24 protein-coding genes and 1 pseudogene are annotated in these 24,942 nt (G+C 53.7%); 4 read left to right on the forward strand and 21 right to left on the reverse strand.

Annotation, left to right across the window (positions count from 1 at the left end; all coding sequences use genetic code 11):
• Positions 1-34: 34 nt before the first annotated feature.
• Genes ACOOFE_RS05695 through ACOOFE_RS05710 form a run of 4 tightly spaced genes read right to left on the reverse strand, consistent with a single transcriptional unit; the run spans position 35 to position 3,104 of the window.
• A complete protein-coding gene (locus tag ACOOFE_RS05695; RefSeq protein WP_420414068.1) occupies positions 35-883 on the reverse strand; it encodes an amidohydrolase family protein in 849 nt (282 codons plus the stop codon).
• The gene (locus ACOOFE_RS05700; RefSeq protein WP_420414069.1) at positions 880-1,311 is read right to left on the reverse strand and encodes an RbsD/FucU family protein; all 432 of its coding nucleotides are present in this window, start codon (positions 1,309-1,311) and stop codon (positions 880-882) included. The genes ACOOFE_RS05695 and ACOOFE_RS05700 overlap by 4 nt, the downstream gene beginning before the upstream one ends.
• On the reverse strand, positions 1,296-2,351 hold the full coding sequence (locus tag ACOOFE_RS05705; protein WP_420414070.1) for an aldo/keto reductase: 1,056 nt from the start codon (positions 2,349-2,351) through the stop codon (positions 1,296-1,298). Before ACOOFE_RS05705 ends, ACOOFE_RS05700 begins: the two co-directional genes overlap by 16 nt.
• A 39-nt stretch (positions 2,352-2,390) precedes the next feature.
• Complete coding sequence (locus ACOOFE_RS05710) at positions 2,391-3,104, reverse strand: GntR family transcriptional regulator (protein WP_420414071.1); 714 nt, start codon at positions 3,102-3,104, stop codon at positions 2,391-2,393.
• 70 nt (positions 3,105-3,174) lie between these two features.
• Here ACOOFE_RS05710 and ACOOFE_RS05715 point away from each other — a divergent pair, with 70 nt between their 5' ends.
• Both ACOOFE_RS05715 and ACOOFE_RS05720 read left to right on the forward strand, forming a co-directional pair.
• Complete coding sequence (locus ACOOFE_RS05715) at positions 3,175-4,737, forward strand: UxaA family hydrolase (protein ID WP_420415548.1); 1,563 nt, start codon at positions 3,175-3,177, stop codon at positions 4,735-4,737.
• Positions 4,738-5,389: 652 nt separating this feature from the next.
• A complete protein-coding gene (locus tag ACOOFE_RS05720; protein WP_420414072.1) occupies positions 5,390-5,917 on the forward strand; it encodes a hypothetical protein in 528 nt (175 codons plus the stop codon).
• On the opposite strand, the gene ACOOFE_RS05725 is transcribed toward ACOOFE_RS05720, so the two are convergent.
• From ACOOFE_RS05725 to ACOOFE_RS05755, 7 genes are all read right to left on the reverse strand, one after another.
• Entirely contained in the window at positions 5,918-6,856 is a 939-nt protein-coding gene (locus ACOOFE_RS05725) for a tyrosine-type recombinase/integrase (protein ID WP_420414073.1), read from the reverse strand.
• A 270-nt stretch (positions 6,857-7,126) separates the two neighbouring features.
• Positions 7,127-7,780 carry a fructose-6-phosphate aldolase gene (gene fsa, locus ACOOFE_RS05730; protein ID WP_420414074.1) on the reverse strand — a complete coding sequence of 218 codons (654 nt, stop codon included), beginning with the start codon at positions 7,778-7,780 and terminating at the stop codon, positions 7,127-7,129.
• 29 nt (positions 7,781-7,809) lie between these two features.
• Positions 7,810-9,816 (reverse strand): transketolase, encoded by a 2,007-nt coding sequence (gene tkt, locus ACOOFE_RS05735; RefSeq protein ID WP_420414075.1) that lies wholly within the window; start codon positions 9,814-9,816, stop codon positions 7,810-7,812.
• A 22-nt stretch (positions 9,817-9,838) separates the two neighbouring features.
• Positions 9,839-10,522 carry a hypothetical protein gene (locus tag ACOOFE_RS05740; RefSeq protein ID WP_420414076.1) on the reverse strand — a complete coding sequence of 228 codons (684 nt, stop codon included), beginning with the start codon at positions 10,520-10,522 and terminating at the stop codon, positions 9,839-9,841.
• Positions 10,519-11,328, reverse strand: coding sequence for an ATP-binding cassette domain-containing protein (locus tag ACOOFE_RS05745; RefSeq protein ID WP_420414077.1), 810 nt, complete (start codon positions 11,326-11,328; stop codon positions 10,519-10,521). Before ACOOFE_RS05745 ends, ACOOFE_RS05740 begins: the two co-directional genes overlap by 4 nt.
• A complete protein-coding gene (locus ACOOFE_RS05750; protein ID WP_420414078.1) occupies positions 11,304-12,374 on the reverse strand; it encodes an ABC transporter permease in 1,071 nt (356 codons plus the stop codon). The genes ACOOFE_RS05745 and ACOOFE_RS05750 overlap by 25 nt, the downstream gene beginning before the upstream one ends.
• Before the next feature lie 117 nt (positions 12,375-12,491).
• Positions 12,492-13,508, reverse strand: coding sequence for a sugar ABC transporter substrate-binding protein (locus tag ACOOFE_RS05755; protein WP_420414079.1), 1,017 nt, complete (start codon positions 13,506-13,508; stop codon positions 12,492-12,494).
• Between the two features lie 321 nt (positions 13,509-13,829).
• On the opposite strand from ACOOFE_RS05755, the gene ACOOFE_RS05760 reads away from it, so the two are divergent.
• Entirely contained in the window at positions 13,830-15,014 is a 1,185-nt protein-coding gene (locus tag ACOOFE_RS05760; RefSeq protein WP_420414080.1) for an ROK family protein, read from the forward strand.
• A 1,348-nt stretch (positions 15,015-16,362) separates the two neighbouring features.
• Here ACOOFE_RS05760 and ACOOFE_RS05765 read toward each other — a convergent pair.
• The 5 genes from ACOOFE_RS05765 to ACOOFE_RS05785 all read right to left on the reverse strand — a co-directional run bounded on the left by ACOOFE_RS05765 (position 16,363) and on the right by ACOOFE_RS05785 (position 19,443).
• Positions 16,363-17,211 (reverse strand): hypothetical protein, encoded by an 849-nt coding sequence (locus tag ACOOFE_RS05765; protein ID WP_420414081.1) that lies wholly within the window; start codon positions 17,209-17,211, stop codon positions 16,363-16,365.
• On the reverse strand, positions 17,208-17,405 hold the full coding sequence (locus tag ACOOFE_RS05770) for a hypothetical protein (RefSeq protein ID WP_420414082.1): 198 nt from the start codon (positions 17,403-17,405) through the stop codon (positions 17,208-17,210). Before ACOOFE_RS05770 ends, ACOOFE_RS05765 begins: the two co-directional genes overlap by 4 nt.
• 18 nt (positions 17,406-17,423) lie before the next feature.
• Positions 17,424-17,696, reverse strand: a complete 273-nt coding sequence (locus tag ACOOFE_RS05775; protein ID WP_420414083.1) for a hypothetical protein — start codon at positions 17,694-17,696, stop codon at positions 17,424-17,426.
• Between the two features lie 70 nt (positions 17,697-17,766).
• Positions 17,767-18,324: a hypothetical protein gene (locus ACOOFE_RS05780; protein WP_420414084.1), complete on the reverse strand. Its 558-nt coding sequence runs from the start codon at positions 18,322-18,324 to the stop codon at positions 17,767-17,769.
• Between the two features lie 120 nt (positions 18,325-18,444).
• Entirely contained in the window at positions 18,445-19,443 is a 999-nt protein-coding gene (locus ACOOFE_RS05785; protein WP_420414085.1) for a hypothetical protein, read from the reverse strand.
• 211 nt (positions 19,444-19,654) lie between these two features.
• Here ACOOFE_RS05785 and ACOOFE_RS05790 point away from each other — a divergent pair, with 211 nt between their 5' ends.
• Positions 19,655-20,014, forward strand: coding sequence for a hypothetical protein (locus ACOOFE_RS05790; RefSeq protein ID WP_420414086.1), 360 nt, complete (start codon positions 19,655-19,657; stop codon positions 20,012-20,014).
• A 60-nt stretch (positions 20,015-20,074) separates the two neighbouring features.
• On the opposite strand, the pseudogene ACOOFE_RS05795 reads toward ACOOFE_RS05790, so the two are convergent.
• From ACOOFE_RS05795 to ACOOFE_RS05815, 5 genes and pseudogenes are all read right to left on the reverse strand, one after another.
• A pseudogene (locus ACOOFE_RS05795) lies at positions 20,075-20,768 on the reverse strand (IS3 family transposase); the annotation flags it as partial.
• Between the two features lie 43 nt (positions 20,769-20,811).
• The gene (locus tag ACOOFE_RS05800) at positions 20,812-21,918 is read right to left on the reverse strand and encodes an ABC transporter ATP-binding protein (protein WP_420414087.1); all 1,107 of its coding nucleotides are present in this window, start codon (positions 21,916-21,918) and stop codon (positions 20,812-20,814) included.
• Positions 21,902-22,735, reverse strand: coding sequence for a carbohydrate ABC transporter permease (locus tag ACOOFE_RS05805; protein ID WP_420415549.1), 834 nt, complete (start codon positions 22,733-22,735; stop codon positions 21,902-21,904). The genes ACOOFE_RS05800 and ACOOFE_RS05805 overlap by 17 nt, the downstream gene beginning before the upstream one ends.
• Before the next feature lie 10 nt (positions 22,736-22,745).
• Positions 22,746-23,684 carry a carbohydrate ABC transporter permease gene (locus ACOOFE_RS05810; protein WP_420414088.1) on the reverse strand — a complete coding sequence of 313 codons (939 nt, stop codon included), beginning with the start codon at positions 23,682-23,684 and terminating at the stop codon, positions 22,746-22,748.
• A complete protein-coding gene (locus ACOOFE_RS05815; RefSeq protein WP_420414089.1) occupies positions 23,681-24,940 on the reverse strand; it encodes an ABC transporter substrate-binding protein in 1,260 nt (419 codons plus the stop codon). Before ACOOFE_RS05815 ends, ACOOFE_RS05810 begins: the two co-directional genes overlap by 4 nt.
• Positions 24,941-24,942 lie beyond the last annotated feature (2 nt).

Raw genomic sequence — 24,942 nt, forward strand, 5'->3', positions numbered from 1 at the left:
AGTTGTGCGGCTGAATATTGCAATCTCCACAAACTTAAGACGGTGCCAGCTTGTAGGCCTCAATCGCATTCAGGTTCCACACCCGATCGACTTCATCTGCACTGAGGTCAGACAGGAGGTCTACCGTTGCTGCGTGCCAGTCGGTGAAGGATGCGGCCAGTGTGCAGACTGGCCAGTCACTCCCCCAAATCAGGCGGTTTGGGCCAAAAATTATTAAAAGATGGTCCACATAGGGCTTCAGTTCGCCGATTGTCCAGTTCTCGGAAGCCTCGGTGACAAGTCCGGAAAGCTTGCAATAGGCGCTGGTTTCGCGGGCAATTTCTGTCATGTCGTTGGCCCAGGCATTGAAACCACCGTCGCGAATTTCCGGTTTGGAGCCATGATCGACCACAACCGTCAGATTTGGATGTTTCTCGAGCAGGGTGAGAAGCGGCGGAAGATGGCGGGGCAGGGTCAAAGCGTCAAAAGTCAGGCCCGCTTGGGTCATAGCGGCCAGCGCATTGGAAACGGCCGGTGTCAGCATCCAGAGATCGTCTTTTATATCCTGGATCATCGGGCGAAGCCCAACGAGTTTTGGGTGTTTGCTCATCTCTAAAATGCGGTCAGGGGCATCTGGTCTATCAAAATCGGTCCAGCCGACGACACCCAGGATGAAGTCGTGTGCTGCGGCCAGCGATAACATGTAGTCCGTTTCCGCTTCCGTTGGAGCAGCTTGAACAAGGATTGTGCCGGTGATCCCGGTCTCTTTCAGATGCGGGAGGAGATCTTCCGGATGGAAGTCGCTGTAAAGCGGGGCGAGATCCGTCGTCAGCCAACCATAGTCGCCACGGTCCAGTTTCCAGAAATGCTGATGGGCATCAATCCGGGGCGGGGGGCTGGTCATGGTGCAATCACCCCTTTTGTCAAAATGATGTTGCCATAAAGCCGGGTTTCACCGGTTTGAACAACGGCGAAAGCAGTCTGAGCCCGGTCATAAAAGACATGCCTTTCCAGGGAGGCAAGTTTTGCGGGCTGATCGGCCACACGGTCAATCACTTCCTGAAATGCGGCAACGACTGGAGGGACCTCGTGTTGGTCACCGACCACCTGCATGGTGAGCGCCGGGGCTGGAACGTATGTGTCGAGTGGCATGACTTGCAAAACAGCTTCCAGCGTATCGGTTGCGGAGATGCCATCCAGCCGGATGAGCCGCTTTGCAGTGCTTACTGCCGGAAAATTAGCGTCGGCAATGACAATCTCGTCACCGTGGCCCATGGCTCGCAAACAGTGCAGCAGATCTGGGGAGAGCAGAGGGTTCAAGTCGCGTAGCATGAAGTCTCCTTGGGCAGCGGGGCGTCCTTTCGAACTAAGCCAGATGATTGCAAATCGGACCAGAACGCAGCGGGGATCGGGGTGTTTGGAAGGGCCACATTCGCTGTGACTTCCGATGCATTGACTGCTCCTGGAATGACCGTTTTGACACACGGATGGCCTAGGACGAATTGCAGGGCTGCGGCGATCAAGGGCACATCGTGAGCCTTGCAGACGGCCTCAATCCGGCGCACCCGATCGAGAATGCCCGCAGGTGCGTCCGCATAATTGTATTTTGCGCCTTCAACAGCACCCGTTGCGAGAATGCCCGAATTATAGGGGCCGCCAAGCATGATACCGACGTCGCGTTTTTCACAAAGCGGCAGGAAGCTTTCGAGCGCGTCCTGTTCCAGCAAGGTGTACCGGCCGGCCAGAAGGAAGCAGTCGAAATCGGCAAGCCCGAGCAGTTTTTCGCACACTTGCCACTCGTTAACACCGGCACCGATGGCCTGGACATCACCGGCGTCTTTTAGCTCACTCAGCGCCCGATATCCGCCGAGATCGAAAAGCTCCCGGACACGCTGATCGCTCATCTCTTGTGAGCCCTGCGAAAACGCACAGACATCGTGAATGAAAAGGATATCCGCATTCGCGGTTTTCAGCCGTGATCTGCTGGCCTCATAGCTGCGCATGACGCCGTCGTAACTGTAGTCAAAGACGATCCGTTTTTGCGGCACATCGACAAATGCTTCGGGAGTGACGTCTTCCGGTTCGCAATCGACAAGCAGGCGGCCGATCTTTGTCGACAAAATAATGTTGTCCCGCCCGAAGCGGGTAATGGCCTCTGCAAAACGTTCTTCGGAACGGCCGAGCCCATATTGCGGTGCTGTGTCGAAGTAGCGGATGCCCTGGTCAAACGCGGCCTGAAGCGCGGCTTGGGCGTCTTCGTCGGAGACTTTGCGATAAAGGTTTCCGAGGGGCGCACCGCCAAAACCCATCACAGTCAGATTGAGTGGATCACGCGTATGACCATTCACGGCGCGTGTTGCGAATTTCGGCATTCCGGTCCTCCCAACCGTTTTCAGTTTCCGGTGACGTGATCAGTCGAACAGATCCGGGCGCTCCTGCGCCAGTGGTTCCAGACGCGTGACCAGTTCACTTAAGTGTTGTCTCATGGCTTCCCGGGCTGCCGGCGGATTTTTGGTTTCAATGGCGGCAATAATGGCCAGGTGTTCCTGGAAGGCTCCAACGGCACGTTCAGACAGCGGCAATAGAAGCTGGCGCGCCCGGTTCACCTGAATCCAGCCGGTGGCAGCCAAAGCCCCCAACTTGGGAAACCCGGTAAATTCAAGGATCAGCTCATGCATGTGTTCGTCTTCCCGGTAGAAGCCGATTTCATCACCTTCTTCGAGACACATTGCTTGCAGGCGCAGGTTTCGTTTCAGTTGGGCGAGCTGGTCATCTGTTCGCTCTTCTGCCACCTTGGCAACTGCAGCGAGTTCGACGGCTTCCCGAAGAAACGCGCCTTCACGGATTTCTGGCAGTGAGAATTTCGTCACTCGGGACCCGGACTGCGGAACAACTTCCACCAATCCCTCACCAGCAAGCCGGGTAATGGCCTCGGTCACTGGAGACCGGGAAACGCTCAGTTGTTCGCAAATGACCTGCTTCTTTAAAAGCGCTCCTGGCGGCAGATCCAAAGCCAGAATGGCGTCGCGCAAAACCTCATAAACCCGTTGAGCCAAGGACCCATTCATCTTGGTAATGTCTTTGAGTTTGTAATCGCTTTCTGCGGGTTTGGGGGCAGGGATCATCTTTTCCTCAGCCTAGAATGCTAACATGTTAGTTGACGCAGTTGGTGTGTCAAGTTACCAAATAGACAAGATGGCGCAGCGTAAAAACTGCCTGGGAGAGGATTACGTGTATAAAAGTCCTGCCAACGCGATTTTGCTACACGCTGACGACAACGTTGTCATCGCGCTTCGTGATTTGCAAAAGGGGGAGCGTGCCTCAAGCACGGAGGTGACTGTCCGCGAACCGATTGCGCCTGGGCACAAAATCGCCCGCTTTACCATTCCCAAGGGAGCGTTTGTAATCCGCTATGGCCAAATCATTGGGCAGGCGAAAACAGACATTGAAATCGGCGAACATGTCCATACTCAAAATCTGGGCATGGGGGAGCACACTCAGGATTATGGCTATGCCGAGAACTGTGTGGCGTTGGAGCCGATTGCCGAGCAGCGGACTTTCCAAGGGTATGTGCGTGAGGACGGGAAAGTCGGTACGCGCAATTATGTTGGCATCCTGACCTCGGTGAACTGCTCAGGATCTGTGGCGCGGTTTATTTCTGAGGCCGCCAAGCGGACTGGGCTCCTGGATGCCTTTCCAAACGTAGATGGGATTGTGCCCATCGTGCACGGTACGGGGTGCGGCATGTCCGCAAAGGACGAGGGATACGCAACTTTGTTCCGGACGCTATCCGGCTATGCGCAAAACCCGAATTTTGGTGCGATCCTCCTCATCGGTCTTGGGTGCGAGGTGATGCAGGTAGCCGATCTTGTTGGCGGCCGGCCAATTCGTTCAGATAGCGCGCTTCGCTACATGACCATCCAGCAGACCGGCGGAACGCGCCGAACCATCGAAGCCGGTTTGAGCGAATTGCGCGAGCTGGCCGAGCTGGCAAACAAAGCAGAGCGCAGACCGGCGCCGGTGTCGCATATCACGGTTGGAATGCAATGCGGTGGTTCTGACGGTTATTCCGGGATTACGGCCAATCCAGCGCTAGGTATTGCATCCGATCTGCTGGTCCGCCACGGCGGCACGACCATCCTTTCAGAGACCTCGGAGATTTACGGCGCCGAACACCTGCTCACCCGCAGAGCGGAGTCGGTAGAAGTTGGCAAGAAACTCATCGACCGGGTTCGTTGGTGGGAGGAGTATACGGCGCGCAACGGCGGTGAGATGGACAACAACCCATCACCTGGCAACAAGCGCGGTGGTTTGACGACCATTCTTGAAAAATCGCTTGGCGCCACTGCAAAGGGCGGCTCCGCACCGCTGACCGATGTTTACCAGTTTGGAGAGCTGATCGACAAAAAGGGATTTGTCTTCATGGACAGTCCGGGGTTCGATCCCTGTTCGGTAACCGGTCAGATTGCCTCCGGGGCGAATATTGTCGTCTTCACAACGGGGCGCGGATCTGTCTCCGGATATCAGCCAACGCCTTGCATAAAGCTCGCCACGAATTCCGAGATGTACGGCCGGATGTCTGAAGACATGGACATCAATTGCGGAGATGTCATCTCCGACGGCGTGAGTCTGGAAGACAAGGGTGGAGAAATCTTCAATACGATTGTCCGGATAGCCTCCGGTGAAAAGACCAAGAGCGAGACACTTGGCTTCGGCGGAGTTGAATTTGTTCCGTGGCAGATCGGCGCGGTTATGTAGATCACCGAACCAACTAGCCAAACACTGCAGACGATTGAAAGGAACGAGGCATATGTTTGCCCTAGGCTAAGACCTTTCATCGCCCCCAACAGGGGTACGTCCAATTACTTGTTTTCAATTTCAGAATCCGTCAGTCAGCTCCCGGACCCATTTCACACAATGATCGTCCACTGTTTGAACTGTGGTTGGTTACATGACCCCGTTCAGCTTTGTCTCACTGCCCTACAGCAAGCATGAAGCATACATTATTATTTGGATGATCTTTTCTGAAGAAAGCTGGTAGCGGGAGAGGGACTCGAACCCCCGACACGCGGATTATGATTCCAACGGAAAAGCTTTGAATCTCATTGTTTTGAGCTGACTTTGTGCTTGCGACACGGAGTTCGATCGCTGTAACTGGCTGCATAAAATTACGCGGATAGTTTCTGTGAAGTCAGTCATTGGTTTGATGTTTGTTCGGGGATACCCGCATGGGATATTGCCGGTTGAAGCTCGAGCAACGCCTTCAGGGCTCTTTCAGTATCGAGCAATAGAGCGCTGGGCATCAGAGCACGGCAAAGATATTTGCGGCTGGCTGGCTATTGGTGAAGATGCCAGTCGGCCCTTACGACCATCGAACCCGGGGTTTTCGTTGGCCCGCCTTCGAGCTTCAATGAAGAAATCGCCTTTGGTGATGGATAACGTTTTGCGGCTTTATGATGGAGCGACATCGGATAGTGCTTCTGAGATAACGCGGTATCTTCAGGACACGCCATTTCCGGTTATTAGTGCTGCGCATGACTGTATGGTGCACTCTGATCCGGAGCTGTTTGAACTTGTTTTGGCTGATCGTCTCGTACAGATCAATGAACGCTGTCAGCGTGCTGATATCAAAGCTGAACTCGCTGCACTTGGGCATAGAAAACCACCACGGGCAAAACCTGATCTTAGGCGGAAACAGGTCGCGGCGCACAAGGCATCTGAGAGTATTGTTCTCTCAATGCAGATTGGAAAGATCACCTCCGAATGCGATCCCGGCGAACTGCCGCTTGCGCTTAGAACCCTCTGTGATGAACTCAATAAGCGCGGTGTTCTGACAAAGACGGGCAAGCCCTGGACGCTCCCAAATTTGAAGAAAAGGCTTAAGACAATGCGCGCTGCGAAGCCTAATGCTCCGATTTGGCAGCATCTGAATGTTTGACTAAGCGGCCTCCAGATCTGCTTCTAGCTTTGCGAACAGCTCGACATCATCCTCGGCGTTGTCGAACAGGTGCCCATAGACATCAAAGGTCATGGTGATTGAGGCATGTCCCAGAAGCGTCTGGATTTTCTTCGCGGGCCAACCTTGTTCGATGTACAGCGAGGCAGCGGCATGACGCAGGGCGTGGAACGAGAACTTCGGTTTACCCTCTGCAGTGACAATTCCAGCGTCTTTCAAAAGCGGGTAGAGAACCCGGTTTGAGATATTCGACGGGCTTTCCACGTTGCCGATGCCGTTTGGAAAGACAAGATCGAGCTCGCCGGTTGGGCAGTCTGCTTTCCAGGACATCAGCACCTTCTTCACACTTGGTGCCATTGGAATGTCACGGCGGCCCGACTTCGACTTGGGCTTCCCGATCTGATTGAAGCGATCAGCGCGTTGACGCACAAGAATGATCGACTTCTGAAAATCAACATCTTCCCAACGCAGACCACGCAGCTCGGACATGCGCATGCCCGTATAAATCGCGGTTGTGATGAGCGGGCGCTGTTTGTCTGGAACAGTCTCGAGCATGGCTTTGATTTCAGCCTTGGTCGGGATGATGCGATCGGGAGCGTTCCTTGATGCCCTGCGCAGCTTTACTGACAGAGCAACATTGTTGTCGATCCACTCGCGATCGAGAGCCTCATTGAGAGCTGAGCGCAAAGAGCGCAGTACCTTGTCGGTCATCGCCCTTGAGTTCTTATCAAGCATGTCATCCATGAAATCGCGCACGTGTGAGCGGGTGAGGGCAGATAGCTCCCGATCGCCAATCGCTGGCTCAATGTGGTGATCAACATGATTGCGATAGGAGCGCAGGGTTGCTCGTTCCAGCTCATCGCGCTCACAGCGCTTGATCCAGGCTTTGCATGCGTCATTGATTGTCTTGTTGTTTGTCATTCTGCTCGTCCAAATTTTCGATTTACAAAAGTGTAGGACGGGCGGAAGACGGTGTCGGGTGTTTTTCCAGTCGGACAGATGGAATAATGAAGATGCTTATCAGTGCAGCGTGGAAGTCCTAGAAAAACCGCGACGATGCTTGGGGGATGCCTTATGGGGTCGACAGCTCGTCCGTGCCAAACCCCGGAAGATCAGGTTGAAGGTGATGGCAGTTTTCGGCCCAAAGCCGCCGCTCGTTAGACACTTATCGAACGGCAGCTTTGCGACTTTCTAGAGGATCGATTGCCCAGTGCCCTCCCAGTCTTTGAGGAACTGCGCCAGGCCGTTGCTTGTCAGCGGGTGCTGGACAAGTTTGCGAATGACATCGGGCGGTATCGTCGCGACATCAGCCCCGGCCAAAGCAGCTTGGGTTACATGGTTCGCGGTCCTGATGGATGCAGCCAGGATTTGGGTTTCAAACCCGTAATTATCGTAAATTGTTCGGATATCACCAATCAGATTTGAGCCTTCCAGATTGATGTCATCAAGCCGTCCGATGAACGGCGAGACATATGTGGCCCCTGCCTTTGCAGCCAAAAGCGCTTGATTTGGTGAAAAGCAAAGCGTCACATTGGTGCGAATTTGATTGCGCTTGAAGTGGGCGCATGCGCGCAACCCATCAAGCGTCAGGGGCAATTTAACGACCACATTGTGGGCGATCCCGGCAAGGTGTTCTCCCTCTGCGATCATTTCATCCGTATCTGTCGCTGACACTTCCGCCGACACCGGCGTATTTGTCAGCGCACAGATTTCGGCAATGACTTCCACGAAATCCCGCCCGGACTTCGCGATGAGACTTGGATTGGTGGTGACCCCATCAAGCAGGCCGGTCGCCAACAGATCTCTAATGTCTTTGGTTTCAGCAGTGTCTACAAAAAACTTCATTGTTCTGTCCCGTAGTTGGCTAGCCGCAATCAGGCTGCGTAGGGTTTTGAGTTGCGAATGATGATCCGAAGGGCTTCGGACGTGATGTTTTCAGGGGTCAGCCCAAACATCTGGTAGAGCTCTTCAACTGAGGCCGAAGCGCCAAAACCGGTTACCCCGATCACATTTCTCTCAGATCCGGTATATCTGGCCCAGCCGAATGGAGTAGCCGCCTCAATGGCAAGTTTGGGAGCCTGTCCCAGAACATCGCTCCTGTAAGCGGCACTCTGCGCCTCGAAGAGTGACCAGCATGGCATGGATACAACGGCGGCTTTGATCCCCTGCGCCAGCAACATGTCCGCAGCACCAAGAGCAAGGGCAACTTCCGTTCCAGTGGCCAGGAGCGTGATGTCGCGCGGGCCATCGACGTCACGGATAATGTAACCGCCTTTCGAAACGAGGTTCTCAGAGGGCTGGTGATCGCGCACTAAAGGCGTGTTTTGGCGAGACAGGGCAAACACCGCCGGACCGCCGGTCGCCAGAACGGTTTCATAGGCTTCCATCGTTTCGACGACATCTGCTGGCCGGTAAACCGCCAGCCCCGGTATGGCGCGCAGACTGGCGAGATGTTCAACCGGCTGATGTGTTGGTCCATCTTCTCCAAGGCCGATGGAGTCGTGCGTCAAAATGTAGAGAACGTTTGTCTGCATGAGTGCGGAGAGACGGATTGCATTTCGCATGTAATCGGAAAAGACCATGAAGGTCCCGCCGTAAGGGCGTACGCCTCCGTGCAGCGCCAATCCATTCATCGCCGCGCCCATGGCAAATTCACGCACACCATAGTTGATATAACGCCCGCTGCTCGATCTACTAAAAGTCGTTTCCGTTGTGTTTGTTTTTGTCAGGTTCGAACCGGTTAGGTCTGCGGATCCACCAATCAACTCTGGCAGTTTGCGCGTTAAGACCTCGAGACAGAGCTGGCTCGCCTTGCGTGTTGCAACGGCGGGCCTTTCTTCAATCCAGGTAACTTTTTGCGCTTCAATTTCCTCAAAAAGCCCAGCAGGTAGCTGGCTAGACTGCCTTCGATGAAATTCGCTGTGCTGACGTTCAGGAAGCGCGTCAACTCTGCTGTGCCAGGCCTCCCGCTCCGCATCGCTCCGTGTTCCAAAACTACGCCAGGCAGAGAGGAGTTGATCATCAATCTCAAACGGCTCGGCCGGAAGACCCAGGGCTTCCTTGGCCACGCGTGCTTCATCGACCCCAAGAGGAGATCCATGTATTTTCGAAGAGCCTGACTTCGTCGGTGCGCCTTTGCCGATTGTAGTTCTGAAAAGAACTATTGACGGCTGTCCGATTTCATTTCTGGCAGATCCAAGGGCCCGGTCGATCTCCGAATGGTCGTGCCCATCAGCTTCCAGCACATGCCAACCGAGCGCCTTGAACTTTGAGGCGGTATCTTCAGTGAACGCCAGATCAGTGTTGCCGTCGATGGTTATGCCGTTCATGTCATAAAGGAGGTTAAGGTGACCCAGACCCAGATGGCCGGCTAATGACACGGCTTCCTGTCCGACCCCTTCCATCAAGCATCCGTCCCCCGCAAACACCCAGGTTCTATGGTCGCAGATGGCTTCGCCGTATTCTTCTCGAAGCCGCCGTTCGGCCATTGCAAAACCAACGGCCATGCCAAGGCCCTGCCCAAGAGGACCCGTTGTAGTTTCTACACCGGGTGTATGGCCGTACTCGGGGTGACCTGGTGTAATGGATCCACCTTTTCGAAAGGACTTCAGATCTTCCAGCTCAATCCCTGGGACGCCTGTAAGCCAAAGGAGCGAATAAAGAAAAATGGCGGCATGACCGTTCGAGAGAATGACCCTGTCGCGGTCATGCCAAGTTGGGGAGGATGCACTGAACTTGAGATGCTTGGAATAAAGCCCCAGAGCGATATCAGCCATGCCCATCGCTGCCCCAGGATGACCATGTCCGGCAGCTTCAACGGCGTCTATCGCGAGGCCTCGAATAACATTTGCCAGCTCTTGTTCAGTTGGATTGATGGGCATACTTTTCGTTCCATTTCTAAGGTCAATAGGCGTATCGAACGCCAAATTCCTTGTAGTTTTGAGTGATCTTTAGATCCGCTTGTTGACTTTCCCGAACAACAAATTCCGCGTTAGGAAGATCGTTGCTTTGCACTCTTAAGGACGCGGAGTCCGGATCAAGGCCATGCTTCATCCATCGTTGCTGCAAACGGTCCCGAAGAGCCGCAATCGACGGTGAAACAAAGATCGTGGCGGCAAATATCTCGCTGAGCCGTGACCAGGGCTCATGACGCAGCAACAGATAGTTGCCTTCCACAACCACAATTGGCGATGCTGGATGAATTGCGATCGAATTCGCTATCGCCAGATCCATTTGCCGATCGAATTTTGGATGAAATGTTTCCCGATCTGCGATGGAAAGACGTTTCACGGCCTCACAAAAGCCAAACGCATTGAAGGATTCTGGAGCCCCTTTGCGAGCAAGCAAACCACGCGATTCCAACAGGCGATTGTCAAGATGATAACCGTCCATCGGAAGGAGGGCCGCCCTTGGAACGGAGCCACTGCGATCAGTGTTGAGCTTGTGAACCACGGATTCCGCCAAGGTGGACTTTCCGGAAGCGGGCGGGCCAGCGATCCCAACAATGGTGCGCCGGTCGCCCTGCATGCGAGCTAGAATTAGCTCGCATACGGCATCAACATCTTCTTTCATGGAGGCGGTAGTCATGCCGCCACACCTGCTTCTTCAGGTTTCATTGCTCCCGTCATCAAAGCCACCGCATCAGACATGGAACAGTCATCGGGTTTAATCGTGCAAAGCCGTTTGCCCAGCCGGTGAATGTGGATACGATCTGCGACTTCAAAGACATGCGGCATGTTGTGGCTGATCAATATGATCGGAATCCCACGTGCCCGAACGTCCTGAATCAGCTCCAGGACCCGCCTGCTTTCCTTGACCCCAAGCGCCGCTGTCGGTTCATCCATGATGATGAACTTGGTTGCAAAAGCCGCAGCCCGGGCCACGGCGACCCCTTGCCGCTGTCCACCAGACAGGGTTTCGACGGTCTGGTTGATTGACTGCACGGTCATCAGTCCGAGTTCCGTGAGCTTGTCACGAGCGAAATTTTCCATTGCCGGCCTGTCCAGCATCCGCAAGTATTTGCCCATAAACCCTGATTTGCGGATCTCTCGGCCCATAAACATATTATCGGCGATTGAAAGAGCCGGAGACATGGCGAGCGTCTGATAGACAATCTCAATCCCCATCGCCCGCGCCTGCAACGGCGACGTGAAGTTGACAGGCTTGCCGTCTATCAGAATTTCACCTTCATCTGGGACTGTCGCCCCGCAGATTGCTTTTACGATTGAAGACTTCCCGGCGCCGTTGTCACCGATTACCGCGAGGATCTCTCCCTGGCGAAGCTCAAAGTCTGAATGATCAATTGCGGTAACGTGGCCATAACGCTTTACGATCCCGCGGCCTTCTACGACCGGTGTTGTGCTAGACATTATGCCGATACCTTTCTGATCCATTGGTCGGCCGCAACAGCGGCGATGATGAGCAGTCCGATAAGAAGGAAGGTCCATTGCGCGTCCGCACCAAGGAGCCTGAGCCCAAGGGTGAAGACACCAACAATCAAGGCGCCGAAGAGCGAACCGAGAATTGAGCCGCGTCCACCGAAGAGGGAAATACCTCCAATCACCACGGCGGTGATGCTTTCAATATTGGCAAGCTGACCGGAAGTCGGAGAAACGGAGCCAATCCGCCCAATAAGAGCCCAGCCGGCAAAAGCACAAATGAGACCGGAAAGCATGTAGACGGACATCAAGGTCCGATGGACGTTCACGCCCGACAGATCTGCTGCCTCTGGATCATCCCCAACGGCATAAACATGACGCCCCCAGGCGGTGTGTCGAAGTGCGTAGGCAAGCCCGAGGATCAGCACGAGCATAAAGACAACACCGAAGGTCAATACCGCACCTCCGATGTCAAACTTGGTGCCGAAAAACTGGAGGAACGGGGCATTGACCTCGATTTCCTGGGACCGAATAGTTTCGTTGGCCGAGTAAAGAAAATTGGTGGCGAGAACGATCTGCCACATGCCAAGTGTGACAATAAACGGCGGCAACTTGACCTTGCTGACGAGCCAGCCGTTAAGCGCACCGATCATAGTGCCGACAGCCAACCCGCATGCGACGGCGATCGGTGCGGGTATTCCATATCGGAACGTCAGTTGCCCCATGACAACTGATGAAAACACCATGATGGCGCCGACGCTGAGGTCTATGCCGGCTGTCAGGATAATGAGGCTTTGAGCAGCCGCAACGATGCCAACGATCTGAACTTGCTGAAGGATCAGTGTCATAGCGAATGGTGAAAAGAATTTCGATCCCAGCAGAATGCCGAATACGACAATAGCCACGACCAAAACGATCAGCGGAACCAATGATGGATTTCCATGCAAGGTATGCTGGACTTGACCAAGAAAACCGCGCCGATGATCTTCGAATTCCGCAACCGCTGTTGATCGGCTTGCCGCAGCTTCAAAATCTTGCGCGCCGTCGTTTGATTCAGACATACCTCCCCCTTTCGCAGCACGGCGATCACTCCCATCGCCAGCTACAATTCAGCGTGTTCCAAGTTTTCGGATTTGTGAGGGAGGCGCGTCATCACGCCTCCCGAAGGTTCGGACTTCTTAGCCCCAGCAGAGCTCAAGGCCCTTTTCAACAGAGATGGACTCAACACCGTCAACAGCCTTGTCCGTGATGAGGCCAACGCCGGTGTCGAAGAAGTCCTTCCCCGGAGTTGTGTCCGGCTTCACGCCTTCATCTGCCCATTTCTTGACGGCTTCCACGCCGAGCGATGCCATGAGGAGTGGGTATTGCTGGCTTGTGGCGCCGATAACGCCATCCTTGACGTTTTGGACACCAGGGCAGCCACCATCGACGGATACCACGAGAACGTCATTCTCACGGCCAATAGATTTCAGGGCTTCATAGGCTCCAGCCGCAGCCGGTTCATTGATCGTGTAGACAACATTAATGCCAGAATCTGCAGCGAGCAGGTTCTCCATACCCTTGCGGCCACCTTCTTCATTTCCGTCCGAAACGTCATGTCCCACGATACGCGGGTCAGTTTCGTCGCCCCATTTGTTCGGGTCGCCCAAATCGATTCCGAACCCGTCAAGGAACCCCTGGTTCCGGAGAACGCCTACAGTCGGTTGAGAAATATTTATGTTCAGCAGCCCGATTTTCGCATCGGCTGCAGCATCGCCGAGCTGTCCCTTGGCCCATTGACCAATCAGCAGGCCCGCACGGTAATTGTCAGTGGCAAACGTCGCGTCCGCTGTGTCAGCCGGGTCAAGCGGAGTATCAAGCGCGATAACCAGCAAACCAGCGTCCCGCGCCTGCTTAACAGCGCCGCCAATAGAGGACGTATCCGAAGCGGTCAGCAAAATACCTTTTGCCCCATCGAGGATGCAGGTCTCGATAGCCTGAACCTGTATTTCATGGTCACCGTCGAAGCTGCCAGCAAAGGATTTAAGCGTCAGGCCAAGCTCTTCTGCCTTGGCTGTCGCCCCTTCTTTCATTTTCACGAAGAAGGGATTGGTGTCTGTTTTGGTGATCAGGCAGACGGTTGTTTCTGCGGACGCAACACTGGCAAAGCAAAACGACGCCGCAAGGGCTGCAATGCCTGTCTTAAGATACTTCATTATGGTCTCCCAGGTAATTGGACATGATTGTCCGTTCACTGCACAGCGCTGTGCAGCGTGATAAATTGGCGAAATATGTAAGATGTAAGGCTGCCACGCAGCTCTGCGCGCAGCGCGCCCCTCAGCTTCTCCTCCCGACGGAATTAATCCCGTCTATCCTTTGAATAGTGGCTGTTTATGTATCTTGTCAATAATTAATTCGTTATGAATTAGTTATATTTACGCGCGTAAAATTAGAGAGTTATCGACATAAGATCAGCAAATGGTGGTCCATGGAGCAAATATTTGCTATTCCCTTTTTAGGAGAATTAGGTGCTGTCGATGGATGATCAAACGAAAGAAGAGTTGCTCAAAGGGAACCTTAAAAAGGGGACCAACCAAGTTGCAGTTCGCAGTTACAACGAGCAGCTGGTATTGCAGTTGATCAGGGCGCACGGAGCGCTCACCAAAGCCGAGACCACGAGAGCGACAGGCCTGTCCGCCAACGCAATCTCTGTAATCTTTCGATCACTCGAAGAAGAAGGATTGCTGATCCGTGATGCTCCGATACGAGGCCGGATCGGTCAGCCATCCGTTCCCCTGCGTTTAAATCCTGATTCCCACACTTATGTCACTTTGAGGATAGGGCGCCGCAGTCTCGAATTGGCTGTTGTCAACTTCATTGGAGAGATCATTTCTAGTGAACGGGCTTCATTTCCCTATCCTACACCCAGCAGAACTCTCGACTTTGTACGTGAGCACCTCAATGGGGTATTGAAGGCGGTGGGCAAAAGCCGGAAATCAATTTCTGGAATGGCGGTGTCGATGCCATCAGAGCTGTGGAGTTGGACCGAAGAGTTCGGCGCGCCGCAAGATGAAATGGCAGCATGGCGTGACTTCGATGCGGCCGATGACCTTGGCGGTATGGTCCCCTGGGATATTCTCGTGGAGAATGACGGAACTGCCGCTTGCCGGGCAGAACTAATGTTTGGGCCGCATGCGGAAAAACAGAACTGGATATATTTCTTTGTTGGTACGTTTATAGGCGGCGGCGTTGTCCTGAATGGCGCAGTCTACACGGGAAGCAGAGGCAACGCGGGCGGCTTCGGCCCGATGCGCGTTCCGGATCAACATGGCGGTAACAGATTGGTCGATCACGCATCGCTGGTCGTACTGGAGCGCATGATAAATGCCAACGGTGGCAGCCCATATGAGATATACGAGGAACGGTCATCCTGGAACGAGTTTGAGCCACTCGTCAGCGATTGGATTGGCGAGGCAGCGAGGAACCTGGCTCACGCAACAGTATCCGCACTTTCAGTCTTAGACTTTGAATCCGTGATCATTGACGGGGCAATGCCTTTGGGTGTGAAGGAGCGTCTCGTAAAAGAAGTCCGCCTTCAAATGGAGAACACCGATCTGCAAGGTGTTTACATGCCAGTAATCGAAGCCGGTCGACTAGGCTACCAAGCTCGCACTTGCGGTGCTGCCGCAGCCCTAATCACCCAATCCTACATCAACTCCTAGTTCATCAAATGGGCTTAGCTGAGGGTATGCGGACATTCGTTCCAATTGCAGCGAACGTCCGTTTCCCGCCCAAAGCTGACCATTACTCATAAGCTGGAGCGGTCTTTGGTGAACTGCGATAACTGACCCACGCCAAATGCGAAGTCCTAGAGAAACCGTGATGGCTCGTGGGTGATGCCTTCTGCGCTCACCAGCAATTCCTGTCCAATCCCCGGAACATCTGGTTCAAAGGTGGTTCACAAAAGTTCATAACGCTCGTTTCAGCGTGAACTTGTTTCAAAGTTCCGACCAGCAAACTCATTCGATCCTTTGATCCGCTGTTCATCGACCGGCCGTGTCGGTTGTATTAAGTGCAAATTAAGTCAACAGGATCTGCACGTTTTTGCTCAACCGCAAACGCGAACCCGCGCTTTTCTGCTGATCACCAAGTTCGATCAAGTGCTAATTCCGAGCCGCGCCTTTGAATCTGCTTCGCGGCGAGATCCGGTCGGATAGTTCTAGCTATCAAAACGATAGCAATTTGGCCCTCTGATCGGCTGTCATTCATTTGCCCTACCAGGCTGAAGATCATCTCATGCTTGATCGCGCAACGCCTTGCTGGCCCTTGCGCCGAAATATGTGCGCGTCCGGACGGATAGTTCTCGAAACGCAAGATCGACAGGGAAGCTCCGTGGCGCGCGTTCTGTTTGGCGTGTGTGATTTATCGTTGAGAGTGCGCAGCGCGCGCCAGTGACTCTCAAAATCGATCCTCGGGCATGTCTGGTGTGTTTTGTCGAGTTGATTGTCAGCCGGGGAGGGGGAGGAGTGCGGAAACACCCGCCATCTTATTGTTGTGTCAAGACTTGGTGCCAAGACCCGGAAGGAAAAAGCTGCCGACGTTTCACGATGTCAAAGAGCGCTCGTCGGGCCGGAACGGCCCATCGAGCTGGAACAGTGTCCTGTTCTTCTTTCCGGAGGAAAAAACCTGACGCTTCGCTAAGCCGGAAGGAAGGGAGCGGAGAGCGCCGCAGGCGCGAGCCGGTGCCTTTCACTCTGATCTTCTTGTTTAAGCCAGACCAAGTCTGATGCCGGGATGTTTTTGAGATCTTCTTTTCAATCTCTTCCGGGAGGGAGTTTCATTGCGAGCGTGCGCAGTGCCGGAGCCGAAGGCGAAGGCCGGAGCGAAGCTCGCAGGGCCGCAGGCCCCAAAGAATGATCTATTTGTCTGTTGTTCTATTCCTTTGTTAGTTTAGTGGATTTTTGGATCTTCTATTAGCTCAATGTTTTCATGAATTTCCGGCTGGAATACTCTTTCCGAATTTGATGCGAATTGCTGACAAATCCGGATCGAACTTGGCGCAAATCGAAGTCATGCTGGCTTCTTGCCGCGGAGCGTTTTCATCACCTTTTGATAGCGATTTTTATATCCAGATGGGCGATCGCCAAAGTCGCGGCCGATCAACCGGCAGCCGAGCATCAGGTTCTTCCCGGTGACCTCATAGTCGAGGGCTTTCAGCATGCTTCCAACAGCAAGGAGATCGGCCTGCGCCTCGTGATTGGGCTTGCCCTGGATGCTCCGGTTCTTCAAGCGAACGAGATAGGACCTGCGCCGCTCGAAGAAGGCTTTTTGCGCGATGCGATCATCGGCTGTCTTCAACGACATATTGCCAAGGCGGCAAAGGGAAATCGTTTCTTCATCATCTAAATCAAGAAACTTCAGCTTCGCTGGCACCTTGCCCGGGGTAGATGAGAACTCTAGAGCCTTGTCGAAGTCGAACGGCTTCCCGAAGATGTCCTGTGAAAGTTCGTGCGTCACCGGCGTGTGACCCATCATTGCGCAGAAGTGCATATCGATGATCCGCGCGACGTTAGACAACGCTGCTTCAGATCCGACCGGGATGTTTGTGCGTTTTGGCTGAGGACGAAAAACTGGCGCAGGGCAATGACTTTGCATCATCCGTTCGTTCAGAGCGAGATTACAGGCGATATAGGTCTCGCGAGTCTTCCCTTTGAAGGCTTCGGCATGCTTTGACATGTCGATCGCTGTCTTAATTCCTTCCATCATCTCAAGAATGTCAGCGGTCTCAAATGCGCGAAGTTCCTCCAGGCGCGAAGAAACATCATCAAATTTCGGCCGATCTGGAACCTGGGTGATGGCAGCCGGTGTTGGATCGTTGCCGAAGGGCTGGTTGAAGTTAGTGGGGGCGTAGTCGGTCATGCTGCGCCTTTCTTTTTCTGCAGGTTTTCGTTTCCGGGTTGAGGATCTTGATCTGAACATTGCGCTGTGGTGCAGCAGTGCTTCTTGGTGGCTGTGCGGAGGCGCTGCAGCGGGCTCGCGGCGATGCTCAAGATCCAAGAGGCTTGATCGAGAGCGGGCGCATAGAGGAGCCGGAGCAGTTCCAGAGGGTACATGTGGACTTCCTTTCAAGATTAGGCTGCGAGCAAAACGCCGAAGCGGGCTTGGATCTCACAAAGCCGTTTATTGGGGCGGCGGATGAGGTCGTTGCGGATCTCTGCCAACAGGGCGTCCGAAAAGTTGGTGCGCCTGAGCCAGTTCGAGAATTGCGCGACCTCATCGGCAGTTTCGTTGGTCAAACACTCAGTGAGGTCGCTGGACGGCAAGGAGAGCATGCGTGCGGTGTTTTCGACGATCTCGTGGATCTCTGATGGGAAATTGGACGCACGTGTCCGTTGGCTGTTCATGCGAACCTCCTGAGGGATTGATAAGTTTTCGGGGTGAGTATGCCGCTAGTGGTGCGGCATTCGAGGTAATTTAGGCTGCAGACAACCGCTTAACGAGGTGGCGAAGCGTTGTTTCTTGGTGCTTGAAGTCGTAGGTCTGTGCTTTCAGCTGATGCAGTTCGCAACGGGACATACTGTAAACGTACGCCTGTGCCGCTGACCGAACACGCGGAGCGCCACGGCTCGAAATAGCCGCTTCGATCACAGCGCCCCTCCAAGTCGCCAAAAAACCATCCAAGACCGACAATGGGATTACCTCATTGTTACAAGTCCGATGCAAAGCACGCAAAGTGCCCAGCGTTTCGCATTGAATTGCGACTACTTCTTTATGGATCTCGACCCAAGTACAGCGTTGCGGATCGATCCGTTTGTGAACGACGCGTGCTGCGTGAGTTGGGTCCAGAAGCACTTGCAGTTTTTCAACCAATCCCATCTGTTTTTCCAACGCATAGCCAAGGTCCAAGAGAAGACGGTTGAATGATTTCGCAAAATCGATCTCGTGGATCTCCAAAGTTGACTGCTGAGTAATCGCCATCTTGTGGAGGAAGTGATGAAGAGCGTTCTTTGATACAGAATAGCCGAAGCTCATTTTTATTCCTTTAGATACGGGGAGCCCGTTCTCGTGCGAGGGTGCACACGAGTTGACACAGGCCCTTTTGGATATGCCTTTCGGCGGTGAATTACTCTCTGGTCAGACCAATCGTCTTATTTAGAGAGCAGCTTGAAGACGCCTCTCTGGGTCATCTTCAAATTTCTTGAGCTCGGAAACAGTGATGCGTTCCCAGCGAACACCAGCAATGAGTGCCCATTGTCCGTTTGCGTTCTTCCGGCGCCAGTAAGGCTTGGAAAGTGACTGAAGATGAGACAGCGCGTCTTCGAACTGACCCATCGTTTGTTCAGCGTCTCGTGGGCCAACGCGAAAACCTCCGTCGTGCTTCAGACCCGGATGAAAAATGCTGCCATCGCGCGAAACTGGAACGAAAACAAACGTTTCGACAGTGAGCTCTTCCAATGGCTTATAGTGGCCCTGCATATCCTGTGTCTGCCAAATCGAATCCCAAAAGTTTGGCCGTGTTGAGAGCCATTCCAGCGCATCTTGAGCCGGAACCTTGCCCTTTTCTGAGTACAGACCGCCCTTCTTTTTGGACATCAGGTTTCGGACAGACTGTCCGGCCATACCAGCGAGGTAGGCGAGACCTGCAGGTTCGATGGGCTCATTGTTATCGAGTGCCCAACGTCCTTTTGCCCAAGTGAGTAGAGGGCCAATTTGGTCTGCGTCATCAAGCTGCCACGCGGTCACTGGTGTCAGGGACCATAGCTCGTCGACGCGCTCGATCATCGCCTTGATATGCTCTGCCAGAGTGTCGCGATCGGTACTTGGGTGCAGAACAATTCCATACTCAGCATAGGCCATGAGATTGTGCATGATCTCGCCGAGTTCATTTTCTGAAAAGAGATTATAGGCATTGCGCTCAACGAATTCCTTCCATTGAGACGACTCCTCGAGCCCAGCGTTAAAAACTTCATTTAGATAGGTTGCCATCGCTTTATCGGAGGCAACTTCACCGCCGATGACCGAGAGGTATCGCGCTAGCGCAACGAAGATGTCTTCATAAGTGTTTGCCCCGTCAAGGGTGTTTCCGAAATTCTCATGGAAAATCTCGGCACGCTCAGAGGCTGGGATATCCGCGTTTCGTTGTCCTGACACAGGCAAGCTCCTTTTGTTGAGAGCAAAGTAAGTCAGCGCTGATCGATCGTCAATCTTAAAGTGAGTAAAAAGTAAAATAATAAGTCAGTAATGACTTACTTTCTTGTCTGAAGTGGCTGATTTCTGCCATTTTTGAAGCGAAAAAAATTGGCGCCGCGCAACCGGCGTCCTATCGCGTTGTGATCTGAAACGATGAAAAAGGATCTCAGCAATGAAAATCAGAACCCTTACGACGGCTCTCACAGCTGCCGCAGCATTGGGCATATCGAGCCTATTTGCGGCTGAAGTAGATCCCGCACTTGAGCAGGCTGTGCGGACGAAAGCGGCTGAGACGCTCGTCGATCCCTACTCAGCCGTCTTCACGTTCGACGTGGTCAACGAATTCGAGGGCGGTATGGCTGGAAAGATCTGCGGCTCGGTCAACGCGAAGAACCGGTACGGCGCTTACATGGGTCAGAGGTTCTTTTATGCGGGCTATGTGAAGACGGGAGGGAAGTATCTGGTGATCGTCTTTACGACGATCGCAATGCGCTTTGAACCATCCATGGCAAACGGGAGCATATGCTCGTAAAGCCGTGAGCTATGGCGGATGAGCTGTCTCGAGATGTTCGCTTGAGGCAGCTATCAGGCGAGACCAGAAAAAGTTCCGCGTGAGTTTGAACAGCCGAACACATAATCCGTCGCTCAGCCAGAGCCGTCCTCTCTTTGGTTGCTTCATGGGCACTTTCAGCCACTCTCGTCGCCAAGGTCGCTCAACATGCTTGTCAATTACATGCCAACCGACCTGTCTGAGCAAAGCAGCGATACGCCGGTAACCGTAACGGCCATACTGGCGGGTCAGTTCTATCATGTCCGCCACAAGACCTTCTTCGTCAGCACGCCCTGTGGGCACCTTCCTCTGGGTGGGCCGGTGCTGACCCAACACACAATAGGTCTGAAGCTCTCAGACGCCGAGATGTTGACGGATATGATTGACGCAGGCTCGACGACGGGCGGCTCTCAAAAGTTGGCTGCGCGGCCGCTTCGCGGAACACCTTGGCGGCCTCTAACAAGATCAACTTGTCCAGGGCCAGGTCATAAACTGCTTTGCGCAGCCGTTCGGTTTTGTTCTGAATGCGCTTGAGTTCTTTCAGTTGGTCGGTTCCCATCCCACCACACTGCATCCGCCCACGGTAGTAGGTCTTCTCGGTAATGCGAACTTGCCGAGAGGCATCAGTACGCGGCATTCTTTGGCCGACAAGGACCTCAACCCGCCGCAACTTCGAGACAATTTCTTCTGGCTTGTGACGTTTGTGGCCATTTTTATCCTCCGTTTTCCTAAACATAACGATGGACCACTTCAAAGGGGGAGGATCACCTTGCCAACTTTTATGTCGATGCCGCGAATGGTGGCGATGGTAACGTCATCTCTAGATCATCGAAGACATGGGCGTTGGAGAGGTCGAAGCGGAGTGGGACGGCTTCGCCACTTTTCACATCGGTGTTACCAGCCACTCTCAACAGGACACGACCGATCTTGGGAATGTCGCAATAGATGTAAGACTCTGATCCCAGTCTTTCGACGACCTCAGCTGTTCCGTGTGCATGTGCTGATTCCGGGTCACACAAGCTGATATGTTCAGGACGAATTCCGATATGCCGGGCCTGCGGTGATGCGGGCAGTTTGGGGTTGCAGAGCCGAACGCCGTTTGGCATTACGAGAGCGTTTGAGTCCGGTGCGGCCGGAATGATGTTCATTGTGGGAGACCCGATGAATTTGGCGACAAACAAGTTTTCCGGCGACTGGTAGAGCTCGAGCGGTGTACCAACCTGTTGGACCACGCCATGATTGAGTACAACAATCCGGTCAGCGAGAGTAAGAGCTTCCACCTGATCATGTGTGACATACACCATGGACGCGCCGAGCCGCTGATGCAGCTTGGCAATTTCCAGCCGCATCTCAACCCTGAGTGCGGCATCCAGATTAGAAAGCGGTTCATCAAACAGGAATACGCGCGGATCACGTACGATCGTGCGGCCCATGGCGACTCGCTGGCGCTGGCCGCCAGATAGGGCACGAGGCAACCTGTCCAGGTAACTTGTCAGTCCAAGTGTCTCGGCGGCCATGCGGACACGTGATGTCTTTTCGGATTGTTTTTCGCGCCGGATCTCAAGACTGAACCCCATATTGCGGGCGACATCCATATGCGGATAAAGGGCATAGGATTGGAACACCATGGCAATATCCCGGTCCCGGGGCGGCAGATCGTTGACCCGTTGATCATCGATCAGGAGATCCCCTGAAGTGATGCGTTCCAGACCGGCGATCATGCGTAAAAGAGTGGTCTTGCCGCAACCGGACGGGCCGACCAGGACAATGAATTCGCCGTCCTGAAATTCAAGGTTGCAGTTTTTCATGACTTCAACAGAGCCGTAGATTTTTGAGATGTTGTTGATCTTGATATGCGCCATGACGAAGTTAGCCTTTGACCGCACCAGAGGTCAGCCCCTGGACCAGATATCGCTGGATGAAGATGAAGAACAGACTGCTCGGGATTAGCGCGAGCACGCCGGCAGCCATCATCTGTCCCCAATCGACTGAGAATTTCGACACAAAGGTCAAGAGCCCGACCGGGAAAGTCATTGTGTCGTTGGAGTTGATGAGCATGAGGGCGAATAACAGTTCGCTCCAGGCAGCCGTAAATATGAAGCCGAGTGTCGCGGCCAGACCCGGAAGGGTTAGCGGGAAAATCACTTTGCGCAGAGCCTGGAACCGTGTGCAGCCGTCAATCATCGCGGCCTCCTCCAGGTCTTTCGGGATGCCATCAAAAAACGACTGCATGAGGAAAGTGGCGAAGGGCACGTTGAAGGCCGTATAAACCACGATCAAGCTCGTCAGTGTATTGAGCAAGCCAAGTGCGGCAATGATCTTGTAAATCGGTGCGATGATCATCAGAAGCGGGAACATCTGCGTGATCAGCATCACTACGATGATCAGCCGTTTGCCGCGAAAATCAAAACGGGAGAAGGCATAACCTGCGGCGGACGCGATCACTGTTGTCAGGGCGGCGGTTCCAAGCGAAACGATAACGCTGTTCTGGAAATATGCCATGAAGTCGGAATAGAAGATCACGGCCCGGAAGTTTTCAAGAGTCGTGGCGCTCGGCCACAGGGCAGTACCTTCCGAATAGATCAGCTTTTCTTCCGTAATTGCGATCTTCAAGAGCCAATAAAGCGGGAACAGCGCAAAGGCGACGTAAAGGCCAATCGCACAATATTTGCCGGTTGTTATCAGCGGATTTGGTCTGCGCAAAGCGGCCATGTCAATTCACCTGTACCAGTGCCTTGCGCATTTTCAGCAAGACTGCGGCATAGGCTAAAAGCAGAAGCAGCAACACGACGGCAATCGCGGAGGCATAGCCAAAGTCGAGTTTGCGGAAGGCTGTAGTGAAGATGTAGGTGGACAGAATTTGTGTTGAGTTGGCGGGGCCGCCACCTGTCATGACGAATATCAGATCGGCAAAGTTGGCGATCCAGATCGTGCGCAACATGACCGTGATCGCGATCATTGGCGCCAGGAACGGCAGAGTAATCTTGAAAAATGTTTGCCATACGGTCGCGCCATCGATGGCCGCAGCCTCATAAAGTTCGCCCGGAATTGATTGCAAGGCTGCGAGCAGCGTGATCGCGAAGAACGGAATGCCAAACCAGATGTTGGCCGTGATCGGACCCCACATTGCGATCGAGGGATCTGAAAGAATATTGAAAGGCTCACTCAGGATGCCAAGGGCTGCGAGCCAATGCGGCAAAGGACCTATGACCGGGTTAAAAAGCCATGCCCAGGTGAGGGCGGATAGAAACGTTGGGACCGCCCAGGGCAGAAACACCAATGCTTGAACCAGCCTTCGGCCGACAAATGCCTGGTTTAATAGGATTGCCAATCCCAGCCCTAGGAAGAACTGAAAGAAGACTGAGCCGAGGGTCCACCAGAAGGTGTTGACTAGTGATTTCCAGAACTTTCGGTCAGAATAAAGCGCCTCGAAATGCTCAAATCCGACCCATCCTGTCTCGAATGGATTGAGAAGAGAAATCGCCTGAAACGCATAGGAAATTCCGATTGCCAGCGGCACGAACATGACCAGTCCGATCAGGATCAGCGCCGGAGACAGGTAAAGATACGGCTCTGCCAAAGCGGACAAGTTGCCAAAAAAACGCTTCCGGCCGGGGCCGGAAGCAGAGGTGGCTGAGAAGCTGGAACTCACTGGGAATCCTTATAAGCTGCATATTCATTGGTGAGGTATTCAGCCCATTCGTCAGCAAGATTTTGAGCGGTGCGTTCACCAAGCAGGGCCTGCTGGGCACCTTCCAGAAGAACGGTGCTGGTGAAGAACCCCCATTTTTCCAGGTAGGTTGGCATGACGGTTGGCACGTACTGGTCACCGTTGAGTTCTTCAAACCAGCCTTTGAATTGTTCAGTCTTGAAGTAGGGGTCCTGATCCGCACCTTTGTGGATCGGAATGACGCCGACACGCTTCGACCAGACCTTGTTGTTGTCGGGGGTAGAAAGATGAGACAACAGACCCCAGGCTTCCTCTTCATGTTCGGTGGTGTTGAAGATTGACCAGCCGACATACCCGATTGTTGGGAAGGCTTTGCCTGCCGGGCCAACCGGCATAGGTGCAACCGCGAAGTCGGCAGCATCCATGCGCTCGGCCACCGCAATCAAGGCGTCGGGATCCTGATCAAGGAATGCGCAGGTTCCTGAATAGAAACCGGCAACGATTTCATTAAAGCCCCAGCTGACGGAATCCTTCGGTGCATAACCTTTTTGGTAAAGGTCGATGAGGAACTGAATACCTTCGACCGAGCCGGGCTCGTTGATCCGGCTGACGCCTTCTTTGGTGAAAAACTCATTTGTGCCGTTCATGGCGGCGGCCATCATGATCCAGCCGTTCGTGCCGCCCGGTCCGCCGCGCAAGCAATAGCCGAATTTGCCATCCAGCTTGGAAACAGCCTCGGATGCCGTCATGAAATCTGCCATAGTTGCCGGAGGTGTGTCGATGCCGGCCTCTGCAAGAAGCTTCTTGTTGTAGAACATGGCCCTGAGATAAAAACCATAGGGGATCATTCGCGCCTTGCCTGTCTGGCGCGCCATTGCCATGGTCTTGTCAGTTAAGGTTTTACCATTGTCCCAACCGGCAATACGGCTCTCAAGATCCACGAGTTTACCGGAATTGGCATAAAGTGCAGCCCAAGTGTCCGGCATTTCAACCACATCGGGAATATCGCCGCCTGCAACCATGGTGGCCAGCTTTTCAAAGGCCTGTCCCCAGGGAAGGGATACGATCTCCACTTCGACACCAGGATTGGCTTTTTCATAGCCCGCAACCATTGACTTCAGGGTCTCGGTCCGTTCCGGACTGGTGATCACTTCAACAAGTTTTAGCTTTGTGTCGGCCAGCGCAGATCCGGCAATTAGCATTGCCGTGGCGCTCAGCCCCAAGAACAGCTTCTTCATGT

This window comes from Roseibium sp. (assembly GCF_965216085.1).
In the GTDB taxonomy this organism is placed as follows: Bacteria; Pseudomonadota; Alphaproteobacteria; order Rhizobiales; family Stappiaceae; genus Roseibium.

Excerpts from the sequence above, each read along its gene's own strand:
- ACOOFE_RS05745 (WP_420414077.1), bottom strand. The coding sequence starts at position 11,328 with ATGGATCAGAAAGGTATCGGCATAATGTCTAGCACAACACCGGTCGTA.
- ACOOFE_RS05780 (WP_420414084.1), bottom strand. The coding sequence starts at position 18,324 with ATGAGCTTCGGCTATTCTGTATCAAAGAACGCTCTTCATCACTTCCTC.
- ACOOFE_RS05750 (WP_420414078.1), bottom strand. The coding sequence starts at position 12,374 with ATGTCTGAATCAAACGACGGCGCGCAAGATTTTGAAGCTGCGGCAAGC.
- ACOOFE_RS05710 (WP_420414071.1), bottom strand. The coding sequence starts at position 3,104 with ATGATCCCTGCCCCCAAACCCGCAGAAAGCGATTACAAACTCAAAGAC.
- ACOOFE_RS05705 (WP_420414070.1), bottom strand. The coding sequence starts at position 2,351 with ATGCCGAAATTCGCAACACGCGCCGTGAATGGTCATACGCGTGATCCA.
- ACOOFE_RS05765 (WP_420414081.1), bottom strand. The coding sequence starts at position 17,211 with ATGACCGACTACGCCCCCACTAACTTCAACCAGCCCTTCGGCAACGAT.
- ACOOFE_RS05755 (WP_420414079.1), bottom strand. The coding sequence starts at position 13,508 with ATGAAGTATCTTAAGACAGGCATTGCAGCCCTTGCGGCGTCGTTTTGC.
- ACOOFE_RS05725 (WP_420414073.1), bottom strand. The coding sequence starts at position 6,856 with ATGACAAACAACAAGACAATCAATGACGCATGCAAAGCCTGGATCAAG.
- ACOOFE_RS05720 (WP_420414072.1), top strand. The coding sequence starts at position 5,390 with ATGAAGAAATCGCCTTTGGTGATGGATAACGTTTTGCGGCTTTATGAT.
- ACOOFE_RS05770 (WP_420414082.1), bottom strand. The coding sequence starts at position 17,405 with ATGTACCCTCTGGAACTGCTCCGGCTCCTCTATGCGCCCGCTCTCGAT.
- ACOOFE_RS05760 (WP_420414080.1), top strand. The coding sequence starts at position 13,830 with ATGGATGATCAAACGAAAGAAGAGTTGCTCAAAGGGAACCTTAAAAAG.
- ACOOFE_RS05790 (WP_420414086.1), top strand. The coding sequence starts at position 19,655 with ATGAAAATCAGAACCCTTACGACGGCTCTCACAGCTGCCGCAGCATTG.
- ACOOFE_RS05815 (WP_420414089.1), bottom strand. The coding sequence starts at position 24,940 with ATGAAGAAGCTGTTCTTGGGGCTGAGCGCCACGGCAATGCTAATTGCC.
- tkt (WP_420414075.1), bottom strand. The coding sequence starts at position 9,816 with ATGCCCATCAATCCAACTGAACAAGAGCTGGCAAATGTTATTCGAGGC.
- fsa (WP_420414074.1), bottom strand. The coding sequence starts at position 7,780 with ATGAAGTTTTTTGTAGACACTGCTGAAACCAAAGACATTAGAGATCTG.
- ACOOFE_RS05695 (WP_420414068.1), bottom strand. The coding sequence starts at position 883 with ATGACCAGCCCCCCGCCCCGGATTGATGCCCATCAGCATTTCTGGAAA.
- ACOOFE_RS05700 (WP_420414069.1), bottom strand. The coding sequence starts at position 1,311 with ATGCTACGCGACTTGAACCCTCTGCTCTCCCCAGATCTGCTGCACTGT.
- ACOOFE_RS05740 (WP_420414076.1), bottom strand. The coding sequence starts at position 10,522 with ATGACTACCGCCTCCATGAAAGAAGATGTTGATGCCGTATGCGAGCTA.
- ACOOFE_RS05715 (WP_420415548.1), top strand. The coding sequence starts at position 3,175 with ATGGCGCAGCGTAAAAACTGCCTGGGAGAGGATTACGTGTATAAAAGT.
- ACOOFE_RS05775 (WP_420414083.1), bottom strand. The coding sequence starts at position 17,696 with ATGAACAGCCAACGGACACGTGCGTCCAATTTCCCATCAGAGATCCAC.